We start from the raw sequence: 11,484 nt of genomic DNA on the forward strand, positions 1-11,484 counted from the left end.
CAGCACTGAAGGCTTGTGTTTGTTGAATCCATGAGCCGCTCTTTCGGGCTCCGCGTGAGTGTGAATCCTTATGCGATTCTGCAATCGATTTCTTATCGTTACGTTCGTCTTCTTCGCTCTCTCAATAAACAGCTTTTCGCAATGGCGCGAGTTCAACAGCGTTACTGGCGTCGAGAAGCAGCCTGACGCTGTAGTACTGACTCTCAAGAACGGAGCACTGCGGCTGCAACTGTGCTCCGATTCCATCATTCGTGTAACGCTTTCTCCAACTGGCAGTTTCCCCCAGCAGACCGACTACGTCGTCATAAGGCAGCAGTGGCCGAAAGTCGTATTCAACGTCAATGAGACGGAGAAGGATATTACGATTTCCACCACCAAGTTGCGGGTGGTCGTCACGCGTTTCAGCGGAATCATTGAGTACTTTGCGGGTGAGCGGAAATTGCTTCAGGATGAGAATCGCTGGCTGACTCCGGCCACCGTCAACGGCGAGCAGACCTATCGTTCCGAGGGCTTTTTCAACATTTATGGTTCGCCCGAAGGTCTCTATGGGCTGGGCCAGCATCAGGCCGGCGTGTGGAATTACCGCGGAGAATCCGTAGATCTTTCGCAGGAGAACGCCAACATAGCGATCCCGCTTCTGGTCTCCAGCAATGGTTACGGTATCTTCTGGAACAACGCGTCACGTTCGAAGGTAAATAACCGTTTTCCGAACTATCTCTACATCAGTTCAGAAGTCGCCGACACTCTCGACTATTACTTCATCTTCGGTCCTGAAATGGACGATATCGTTGCCGGTTACCGCGACCTTACCGGCGGTGTCCCGCTCTTCGGGAAGTGGGCGTATGGATTTTGGCAGTGCAAGAATCGGTATAAAACTCAAGACGAGTTGCTCGGCGTCGCACGCAAATATCGTGATCTCCACATCCCAATCGACAACATCGTCCAGGACTGGTTCTGGTGGAACCGCAAAGGCGAGCACATCTTCAACTCCAACTATCCCGATCCCAAAGGAATGGTCGAGGAACTACACAAAAACAATCTGCACCTGATGATCTCGGTCTGGCCATTCTTCGAGCCAGGTTCACAGGAATACGACTACATGGATCGCCAGGGCTGGTTCATCGAGAAGTTTAAGTACGACAAACTGCCCTATCATCGCGCAGGAATGGCGGTCTACGACGCAACGAATCCGGAGGCTCGGAAGTATTACTGGCAGTTGATGAACAAAGCCCTATTCAGCATTGGCATTGATGCCTGGTGGCTCGATACCGTGGAACCCGAGACCGAAGGACAGGAAGAAAGCATTCTCCTCGGCCACAAACTAGGTATCGGCAGCGGCGACCGTTACGCGAACATCTACCCGCTGATGACGACTAGTGGCGTTTACCAAGGACAGCGATCGGTTACAGATGACAAACGCGTGTTTATTCTGGCGCGTTCGGCATTTGCAGGTTCGCAACGTAATGCAGCGGCCGTTTGGTCGGGCGACATCCTTTCAGACTGGGCGTCTTATAAACGTCAAATCCCGGCGGGTCTCAATTACGCTCTGTCTGGAATGCCTTACTGGACCACGGATATCGGCGGATTCGTATCCGGAAATCCGGACGATCCGGCCTACCGGGAGTTGTTTGTCCGTTGGTTCCAGTACGGTGCCTTCTCGCCTATCTTCCGCGTTCATGGAACAAGGACAACGAACCAGAACGAGCTTTGGTCGTACGGTCCCGAGGCGCAGAAGATCCTCGTCGATTACGACCGTCTGCGCTACCGGCTGTTGCCTTACATCTACTCCACTGCGTGGCGGGTTACGACCGAGAACTACACCCCCATGCGCCCTTTACTGATGGATTTCCGTTCTGATGCCAACGTGCTCAATATAGGAGATCAGTTTCTTTTCGGTCCGTCGATCCTCGTCGCACCCGTAACTGAAGCAGGAGCAACCAGCCGAAGAGTCTATCTGCCCAAAACTCGTTGGTACGATTTTTGGACGGGAAAGACCATCGACGGCGGAAAGTCGATCGAAATGTCTGCTCCGCTGCAAACGATGCCGCTATTAATCCGTGCCGGTTCCATTCTCACGATGGGACCGGAAATCGAGTATGCAGCGCAAAATCCTGGTGGGCCATTGGAAATCCGTGTATATGCCGGCGCTGATGGCGACTTTACGCTGTACGAAGATGAGGGCGATAGCTATCGGTACGAGAAAGGCCAGCACGCTTTGGTGTGTATGCACTGGAACGACTCAACTGGCACTCTCACCGTAGGCCCGCGTACCGGTAGTTTCCCGGGTATGGTAACCCAGCGTGAATTACGTATAGTTCTCGTTAGTGAGAAGAAGGGAGCCGGCATTGCTCCCACAGTAAAAGCAGATAAGACGATCCAATATTCGGGCAGGGAAGTGACCGTCAAGTTGCGGTAGAGTTTGCGAGCAGTAAAAAGGGGCTGCCAATCGGCAGCCCTGTTTGTTGATTCGCACCACTTATCCCACGACCGGCACCTTTCTCCGGCTGCCGAACAGCCCATAGTAAGCAATGTAAACGTAACAGACCGCCGGGATAATAAATGCCGGTTGGATACCGATGTGGTCGGCCATGAATCCCTGTGCGACAGGGATGATTGCTCCGCCCACAATGGCAGCAATCAGCAGTCCTGATGCGTCGCCCGTTAAGGGCCCCATCCCTTCGATAGCCAAAGTGAAGATGGTGGGGAACATGATGGAGTTGAACAGTCCCACTAATAGCACCGACCAGACCGCGATGTGTCCACTTGTCATCATCGTGACCAAAACCAACGAACCTGACATGACGGCGTTGAACGCAAGCACCTTCCTCGCAGGAACGCGTCGCATGATGTAAGCGCCGACAAATCGTCCTACCATGGCGCCGCCCCAGTAGTACTTGAGCATGTCGGCAGCGTCCTTCAGCGAGAGATTCCCAATCTCTGGCCGATTAAGGTAATTGGTCAAGAAACTGCCGATCGAAACTTCCGCGCCCACATAGACGAAGATTCCGAGAGCACCGAGGACGAGATGGGTATGGTGCCATATCGAGTCGTGAACCTTTTCATGCGCTTCCGCCGAGCGAATTCGCGGCAACTTGAACAGTGCGAGCACAGTCGCAAGCACCATCAGCGCCACTCCAAGACCGATATACGGGGCCTTCACAGACGCTGCTTGTGCCACCCGGTAGGCCTGCAATTGGTCCGGTGTCATGGCACGAAGAACTTCGACGGCAACGGGTTCGGCGACTGCGCCAAGAATCAGAATGGCACCAAACATCGGAGCTACCGTCGTGCCCAGCGAGTTGAAAGCTTGCGTCAGGTTCAGCCGGCTGGAGGCTGTTTCCGGCGGACCCAGAATGGCAACGTATGGGTTTGCCGACGTCTGCAGCAGCGTCATTCCCGCGGCGACGATAATGATTGCGGCCAGGAACTGTCCATACGATGCTGCCTGCGCAGCTGGGATAAAGAACAGTGTGCCGGCGCCCATTACCACCAGTCCGGTCACCATCGACTTCTTGTAGCCGATGGCGTCAATGATCTTCGCCGAAGGGTATGAGAAGAGAAAATACGCTCCGAACCATGAGAACTGGACGAGCATCGCTCTGGTGTAATTCAGGTCGAAGATGCTCTTCAGATGCGGGATAAGAATGTCATTGAGGCAGGTGATGAACCCCCACATAAAAAACAGCGAGGTCACCATCGCCATTGCGCCGCGATTCGTCTGCGGAGCGGCCACAGTCGCAGACTGCGGAGCTGCTGCGGTATTGATGGAAGGCATGCTTAGGAAAACTCCCCTACGTACAGCCGATCATGCTCGGCTGAGATGTGTATAACTTCAAACAAAAACTATGCTCGTACAGATGCTGTGAAATGACGGCCCGCGCCGCATCCACAGGAGTTCCGCACCACCAGCTCCACCGGAAGCGTTACATGGCGCGGTGCGCTCTTGTCTTTTGAATCCAGTCGCTGAAACAACAGATTCGCCGCTGTTCGTCCTAGATCTTCTGCCGGCTGGCGAACCACGGTCAGCGTTGGTTTAAGCACATCTGCGAGTTCAAAATCGTCAAAGCCTACCAGTGCAACCTGCTCCGGCACGGAAATCTGCAACGTCTGTAGCGCTTCCAGGACGAACTTGGTCAACACATTATTCGGAGTGAAAATTGCTGTAGGCGCCTTTTTAGAACTTAGAAGTGGCCCTAGAAGTTCAACCGCCCGCTGCCGCGAATCCATTCCGCTCACTTCTTGCGCAATCAGGCCGGCACGCTTCGTGGTCTTGCGGAATCCTTGCTGGCGCTGCTGAATACTGAACAGGTCTGCCGAAGGTCCGACGAAAGCAATGCGCGTGTGCCCGTGAGAGATTAGGTGCTGGGCGGCGAGGTTTCCCCCGACTTCGTTTTCGACAATAACGCAATCCACGGAACTACGAAGCACAGGACGATCAAAACAGACGATAGGGATGTGTCCGAATTGTTTGCCGGTAAGGGAACTGCGACGATGGTTAGCAGGCACGACTACGATTCCATCTACTTTCCGGCGAAGCATGATTTCTGCCTCGGCAGCTTCCACTTCGGGGTCGTCGCTTGATGCGACTGTCATAACCGTGTAGCCGCGTTCTCGGGCCAGTTCATGGATCGCGTGTGCGCAAATGCCGAAAAAAGAATCAAGCAGGGAGGGAACGATCAGTCCAATGCACTTCGATCGTTCGGAGCGCAAAGCTCGAGCAGCCTCATTCGGTCTGTACCCAAGTTTCGCGATGGCCGAAAAGACGCGTTGTCTTGTCTTTTCTGTGACGTGAGGATGATCGTTCAACACGCGAGACACTGTCATTTTCCCGACGCGTGCCAGTCGTGCGACATCACCCATTGTCGGCGTTCGTTTCATAAAACTCTTTGGTCCGCTCCGATCTTCTTGGGGCGAATCGGTTGCCGGGAAGCGCGCCTTTCAGTGCAGCAACTCTAGCTCCGCTACAAAAGGCGACGCAGGTAACCCCTCCTGATTCGCAAGATTACATTGCGCATTGTTTGCCCAACCGTATCGTACCGAGATTGGTTCCGCAACGGCATAACTGCTTACGATTACAGATGGTCCCTCAATTCGGGCATCGGCAGGGAAGAACTTGCCGTCTTGTCCCGCTATCTCAAACCCGATGACGCCCTCCGAGGTGTTTCTCAATCCTTTTGCATGATCGAATGTCACACGCAAGGCATTCGGCTCGCGAGTAATCTGGCTGAACAGCGGGCCTGAAAACTCCAGTTTTTCTCCGTATGTGATCGCGCGAGCAGCTAATGCCAGGCGGTGGCCAACGGTCTTCTTATCCAGCGGGTGGACATCATCGGGATTGCCGACATCCACCGTAACCGCCATACCGGTGTTTCTCAGTGCAAGGGCGCTGCGCTGGCCTTCGCGAACTGTGGGCCAGTCCTCTTCCGGAGTTGAGGTGTAGTTAGCAAGCTGAACGTACAGGAAAGGAAAGTCTCCGATAGCCCAGCGGCGGCGCCAGTCTCGGATAAGCGTTTCAAACACTCGGCCATAGAGCTGCGGGTATCTGTCGAGTTTCGAATTGCTCTCACCCTGGTACCAGATCACTCCCCTGATCGGGAAAGGCGTCAACGGTGCAATCATCGCATTGAATAGAGCGCTAGGCTGCCAGATGTGCAGGTCTGGTCGCCACGGAACCTTCGGCCACGGGGCACCCTTTGCCTTCGCTGCTTCGATAAGGACCGATTCGAGCTTCGCCCGACGCGCCCAGTCTGGTTGCTGCTCCATCCGGAGGGCGTAGCTCAACATTACGGGGTTAAGTGCTGGTTCGGATGCTAATGCCGCCAAACTCGTCCACGCCTCTGCGATCGTGCCGCCCCAATAGCTGCCGATCACTCCGACAGGTACGCCCTGTGATGATTGAGTCTCGCGCGCAAAGTAGTAGGCAATAGCCGAGAAGTCTCGCGCCGACTCCGGTGAGCAGGCACGCCAGCCTTTGGAAGCCACGTCTTCCTGGGAAGTATCCGCGTACTTTTTGATTACTTCGAACAGCCGAATGTTCGGGCAATTCGCATTGGCCACTTCGGCCGGTCCGTTTGCCGCCTTGATCAACGGCCATTCCATATTAGATTGGCCCGATGCGACCCAAACGTCTCCGACAAGGATGTCACGAATGACAATGGTGTTCGCACCGCGAATAACTGCTTCAAATGGTCCGCCTGCCGGTTGAGCTTTGAGATATATGTTCCAATGACCGATTTCATCGGCTACGGTTGACTTTTCCTCGTCTCGAAAAGCAACGGTGATGCGCTCTTTCGCGTTGGCCATGCCCCAGAAGTGCACGGGCAGATCTCGTTGCAAGACCATCCCGTCCGAGAGCACGGCAGGAACGGTGACATCCGCTAAGGCTGGAACAGCCAAAGCAATTAGGACGAGGCACCACAACACGAATGACCGTTGGGTTAGGCGCTCAAAACGCAAAAGCGATTTCATCGAGCCTACATTATGTCCTAGTTGATATCGTTCCCAAAGCCTTCTTTTTGCGGGTATGATGCTCTGCTCGTCTTCTTCGAGCAGAGACTTTACAAGTATTGGGTACTGATAATTATGCGGAAATTCTTCCTCGTACTTTTATTCGCGGCTCCATTCCTTTTCGCCCAAAACCCATCATTCCCAAGACCAGGTACGGAGATTGCCGCACGCAGGCTGGAACGGATCCGACACGGGGTCAACCTTAGCCACTGGTTTGCCCAACTCGGTAGCGAAACTCCGTACGACGCCAGGCACTTCGGTACCTACAACACGTCAAAAGACATCGAACTTATCGCAAGGACAGGATTCGATCATGTTCGGCTCACGTTTAACCCTGAGCCGCTGATGCTGCCAAACGGAGAGCTCGAGCCTGCGATGCTCCAGGCGCTGGATGCCGCGGTTGATACCGTGCTGGCAAACGGTCTAAACGTCATATTGGACGCCCATCCGGAGAGCCCGTTCAAGCAGCGGCTCTCGGTCGATTTCGCCAGCAGGAAGGCATTCGTCATCTTCTGGCAGAAATTCGCGCTGCACGAACTTCGCAGAGATCCAGAGCGAGTCTTTTTTGAGCTGCTCAACGAGCCCGAATTTGAGAGTTCCGACGAATGGTCCCAGTATCAGAATCAGATCGTCTCGGGCGTTCGCGCAGTAGACCGTCAGCATACGTTGATTCTTGGCGGGGCTAAATGGTCTGGGATGTGGGAGCTGTTGCACATAACGCCCTCCGAGGACGGCAACGTCATCTACAACTTTCATTACTATGACCCGCATACTTTCACTCATCAGGGCGCAACTTGGTCCATGAAGTGGCTCATTCCGCTTCGGGGTCTTCGCTATCCGGCTGTTCAGGATCAGAAGAAATTGGCTGATGCGCAACCAACGCTCGAAGGGAAGTTGGGCGTCATTCATTATGGATTCGATTCGTGGGGATTCGACCGCATCAGCCAGGAGATCGGAGTTGCTGCCGACTGGACTCGCCTCAACCATGTTGTTCTGACCTGTAATGAATTTGGAGTCTACCGCCGTTTCACCGAGCCGGTGGATCGCGAAAAGTGGTTATCCGACGTCCGCACAGCACTCGAGAAGAACGGCATCGGATGGACGATCTGGGATTACGCCGGAGGCTTTGGAGTGGTCGTCCGCGAGAACGGAAAGACGAACGTTGATACGGGAATCGTAAAAGCTCTGGCGCTTTCTCCCAAGAAACCCGGAGCAGTGTCAGCAGGAAACTGATTGCCAACGGAAGCGCCGCTTCACCGTGCTGCTGCGTGCTCTCTGGAATTCATGTAACTGATCCCGGCGCCGACAAGTGGAGCCTTGTCAAACAGCGCCGAAACTTCAACGGAACACGTCGCAGGAAGGCATCTCCTGGTATGAGGCAGGAATAACTTGGAACTCCGTGCGATCGAACCGCCCACGATAATGCGTTTCGGGCGAAATGCCCCGCTGACAGCCGCCAGAACTTGCCCGAGCGCAACACCAAACTCAGCGAACGCGGCTGTGGCATCAGCATGTTCACCTGCTAATCGTGCAATTTCATAAACCGGTCGGGTTTCTCCTGTCCGTTGCCAGTAGGCCCGCTGGATTGCGCGAGTAGAGACAACTTCCTCCGCAATGCGCCCGTCCCAAGGAAGATTCCAGATCTCTCCCCCTTTCGGAATTCCCTCGCCCTCTTTGAGCACAATCCCGTTCACTGCGAATGCAGCCCCAATTCCGGTTCCGAGCGTGACACCGATCACGCGTGTGTAGTCGCCGTTCATCAGCTTCCGGTGGCTGAGTTCGCCGAGCAGGAATGCCTCAGCGTCATTTACAAAGTGAATGTTGCCAGGATCAATCCCAAACTGAGTAGAAATCCCCGTGCGGAAGTTTGCACCGTACAGATTCGACAACTTGTGACGATACCGACAAACTCCGCTCAAATGATCGAACGGGTTCGGCAGGGCCATTGCAATGGCTTCTACATCTGCCCTCTCCTGGATCCTGCCAGCGAGTCCGTTCCGTAGCTCGCTCAGCTTCGCCATGAAGCCGTCGGGAGTGATGGTGTCCTCCATCGACACGGACTGTACCGGCCCGATCTCTTCCGAACTCGAATCAAAGAGAGCCGACGAGATGTGACTTCCGCCGACATCGAAGGTCAGTAACTGCACATAGTCTCCCGAACCCAGGTTCATCTCTACTGCGCCGTACGCGCCGTTACGGCCGGCGCGGATGCATCAGTTACATTATTCACGGTCAAGGCTTTCTGCAGCGCGTCAATGGATGCCGTCGTTTCTAAGGTGACGGTCCGTGTTTCTCCCGGCAGCAGATCGAAGTAATTATCTGAAGCCTGCACCATCAAATCGCCAAACGTGAATCCAACCGCCTTGGCAAAGACAGGCGCACTCAGGCTCAGCACGGGTTTTCCGTCTACCTGGCTGAGTTTAGCTTCCACGTTCGCATGAGGAAGCTGAAGGTCTCGCGTTACTCCGAAAAGCACCACGTTCCGGCTTATTGCTTTTCCGTCCCGTACCAAGTCATACACTGCGAATACCTGGCGTGGGTCGGCATTCCCCAGGAGGGTCTTTTCCTCCACGGTGCCGATCACGGTGCTGGACTGCGCCAGTGCATCGACCGGGTGTACAGATTCCGACAACAACTTCCCGTCGAATGCCATGAGCCGCTGACGAACCGTCCCCTTCAGCGGCTGCAGTTTGTCGTTGATCACAAAGATTTCAATCTTCCCATCATGACGGAAGGGCGAAACAATCTGATCGTCATAGAAGCGAACGGCGTAGTAATGCAGTGCTTTCCATCTGCCCGTGTAGTCGATACTCGACCACGATGCGACCGGCCAGCAGTCGTTCAACTGCCAGTAAAGAGATCCCATGTTCCTCGGACGCAGCCTCCGCAGATGCTCTGCAGCTGTCTTGATGGCCTCTGCCTGCAACACCTGGCTCATGTAGACAAACGACGGAAAATCCTTCGGTTCCCGGTATTCGCGCAGCATGTAGGCCAGGATCCGCTCATTGCCGCCGGTGTTCTTTTGGTGTCCTTGCATCGTACGCGAGTTGATCGCAAATTCATCGGGTTGTGCGAAGGTGCGAATCGTCGCCATCTCTGGGAATGACTGGAACCCGTACTCCGACATGAAACGCGGAAGTTGTTTTGTGTAATCCTCGATGGGGTTCAGGGCGTGCCAGACTGACCAATAGTGCACATCCCCGTTGCTCTGCCCATCAGGATTTGGCTCGAAGTTGGAACCCGGAGAACTCGGCCAATATGGAAGATCGGGTGCATATTCCCGCACCGCACTCTTCAGAATGTCCCGGAATAGGACCACGTAGTCCTGCCAGATACGTTCGCGCTCCTCTGGAGGCACGGAGTTCTTGAAGTACATCCGGTCTCCCCAATTCTTCCACCCTGTTTCGGTCTCGTTGTTGCCGCACCAGAGAACTACACTCGGGTGATTGCGAAGCCGTTTGATGTTATCGATCGCCTCTTGCCTCACGTTCTCTTGGAATTCGGCATCACCCGGCACGAGCGCGCCGCCGAACATGAAGTCCTGCCAAACCAGGATTCCAAGCTCATCGCACAGTTCGTAAAGCACGTCATTCTCGTATGCGCCTCCGCCCCATTCGCGGATCATATTCATATGTGCGGCGCGCGCATCGAGGAGTATCTTCCGGTACCGTTCCGGTGTGACTCGCGGCAGGAAACTATCAAACGGAATGACATTTGCGCCTTTGGCAAACACCGGAATTCCATTCACCACAAACTCAAAACTCTTCCCCCACTGGTCTTTCTGGCGACGGAGTTCCACGGACCTCAATCCGCTCAGTACTTCGCGACGGTCTTGCTCTTTCGAGCCCCGGACCACCACTGAAAACTTGTAGCGATCCTGATTCCCGTAACCGGCCGGATACCACAATTTCGGCGAAGCAATCCTGATAGGAACATCCACGACATTGGTTCCCGCGTTCAACTTCGTGCTCACCGAGGCTGTGTCGGTCGAGACTCCGGGGGCGCCATATTCGACTGTGACCTTCGCCACCTGTGGAACAGAAGATTCCACCTCAACCTGAGCTCTTATCTGCGCTTCTTCCGTTCGAATCCGATCCTGACGGATGTACACGTCGCTAATACGAAGCCCGTCCCACGATTCCAGGTGTACCGGCCGCCAGATTCCCAATGTCACGAACCGCGGTCCCCAATCCCATCCGTAGTGATAAGGAGCTTTTCTCGTGAACGGATCTGTAGGGATGCCTCTCTCCGCGCCCGTTTGCGCGGTATTAACGGACAACAGGTGATAGGGAAGCTTCTCCAGTTTTGGCAGCAGCTTCATCACCGGCGAACGAAAGACAATGCGCAGCGTGTTTGCTCCCGCTTGCAGGTCCTTCTTGCACTCCACGCGCCAGGTTCGAAACATATTCTCCGAATTCAGAATGTTATGACCGTTCAGCCACACTTCGGCGAATGTGTCCAGTCCGTCGAACACCAACTCAACGTGCTCGCGGCCGAGTGTTGTCTGGTCCACCGTGAACTCAGTCTGGTATTCCCAATCCGTCAGCCCAATCCATTGCAATTGATACTCATTGGTCTGATAGAACGGATCTGGGATCAGTTTGTTCTCCAACAAGTCCGTTTGCACCACTCCCGGCACCGACGCAGCGCGCCATTCCCGGAACGCCGGTTGTACTTCCTCGGATAGTGCGCGAAATCTCCAGCCTTCATGAATTGTGCGGCTTTGCACCGCCGCGATACCGAATGTGCACACGCAAATCATAAAGATCAACAGGCAGGCTGGAAGCTCGAGTCGTTTCAGGGCAGCACGAGGGCTGCCGAGCGGTAAGCCGAGGATCATCTGCAAACCTCGCGTGGATCAAAATTTTCAATTTACGGCTCGGAGATTCGAAAGGTCTCATAGCCAAAGCGCGGATGTCAATGATATCGATATCAGTTTGCGGCCATCCCCGAGATAGTGCATATCCCCAAGTGCGG

The 11,484-nt window shown here is 54.6% G+C and carries 7 protein-coding genes; 2 read left to right on the top strand and 5 right to left on the bottom strand.

Annotated features, from left to right (window positions below):
• Positions 1 to 70 precede the first annotated feature (70 nt).
• Positions 71 to 2,416 (top strand): glycoside hydrolase family 31 protein, encoded by a 2,346-nt coding sequence (locus tag VN577_12960; protein HWR15731.1) that lies wholly within the window; start codon positions 71 to 73, stop codon positions 2,414 to 2,416.
• A gap of 60 nt (positions 2,417 to 2,476) precedes the next feature.
• Here VN577_12960 and VN577_12965 read toward each other — a convergent pair whose 3' ends face one another.
• The 3 genes from VN577_12965 to VN577_12975 all read right to left on the bottom strand — a co-directional run bounded on the left by VN577_12965 (position 2,477) and on the right by VN577_12975 (position 6,468).
• On the bottom strand, positions 2,477 to 3,775 hold the full coding sequence (locus VN577_12965; protein HWR15732.1) for a sugar MFS transporter: 1,299 nt from the start codon (positions 3,773 to 3,775) through the stop codon (positions 2,477 to 2,479).
• Between the two features lie 68 nt (positions 3,776 to 3,843).
• The gene (locus tag VN577_12970; GenBank protein ID HWR15733.1) at positions 3,844 to 4,878 is read right to left on the bottom strand and encodes a LacI family DNA-binding transcriptional regulator; all 1,035 of its coding nucleotides are present in this window, start codon (positions 4,876 to 4,878) and stop codon (positions 3,844 to 3,846) included.
• Between the two features lie 60 nt (positions 4,879 to 4,938).
• Positions 4,939 to 6,468 (bottom strand): sialate O-acetylesterase, encoded by a 1,530-nt coding sequence (locus VN577_12975; protein ID HWR15734.1) that lies wholly within the window; start codon positions 6,466 to 6,468, stop codon positions 4,939 to 4,941.
• A gap of 114 nt (positions 6,469 to 6,582) precedes the next feature.
• Between VN577_12975 and VN577_12980 the strand changes: the two genes are divergently transcribed.
• Positions 6,583 to 7,740 (top strand): cellulase family glycosylhydrolase, encoded by a 1,158-nt coding sequence (locus VN577_12980; GenBank protein HWR15735.1) that lies wholly within the window; start codon positions 6,583 to 6,585, stop codon positions 7,738 to 7,740.
• Between the two features lie 20 nt (positions 7,741 to 7,760).
• On the opposite strand, the gene VN577_12985 is transcribed toward VN577_12980, so the two are convergent.
• A complete protein-coding gene (locus VN577_12985) occupies positions 7,761 to 8,678 on the bottom strand; it encodes an ROK family protein (protein ID HWR15736.1) in 918 nt (305 codons plus the stop codon).
• A 2-nt stretch (positions 8,679 to 8,680) separates the two neighbouring features.
• Positions 8,681 to 11,347 (bottom strand): glycoside hydrolase family 2 protein, encoded by a 2,667-nt coding sequence (locus VN577_12990; protein HWR15737.1) that lies wholly within the window; start codon positions 11,345 to 11,347, stop codon positions 8,681 to 8,683.
• Positions 11,348 to 11,484: the final 137 nt, after the last annotated feature.

Source organism: Terriglobales bacterium, from assembly GCA_035561515.1.
Lineage (GTDB): Bacteria > Acidobacteriota > Terriglobia > Terriglobales > Acidobacteriaceae > DATMXP01.

Coding starts and splice junctions, on each gene's coding strand:
- VN577_12960 (HWR15731.1), top strand. CDS start 71: ATGCGATTCTGCAATCGATTTCTTATCGTTACGTTCGTCTTCTTCGCT.
- VN577_12965 (HWR15732.1), bottom strand. CDS start 3,775: ATGCCTTCCATCAATACCGCAGCAGCTCCGCAGTCTGCGACTGTGGCC.
- VN577_12970 (HWR15733.1), bottom strand. CDS start 4,878: ATGAAACGAACGCCGACAATGGGTGATGTCGCACGACTGGCACGCGTC.
- VN577_12975 (HWR15734.1), bottom strand. CDS start 6,468: ATGAAATCGCTTTTGCGTTTTGAGCGCCTAACCCAACGGTCATTCGTG.
- VN577_12980 (HWR15735.1), top strand. CDS start 6,583: ATGCGGAAATTCTTCCTCGTACTTTTATTCGCGGCTCCATTCCTTTTC.
- VN577_12985 (HWR15736.1), bottom strand. CDS start 8,678: ATGAACCTGGGTTCGGGAGACTATGTGCAGTTACTGACCTTCGATGTC.
- VN577_12990 (HWR15737.1), bottom strand. CDS start 11,347: ATGATCCTCGGCTTACCGCTCGGCAGCCCTCGTGCTGCCCTGAAACGA.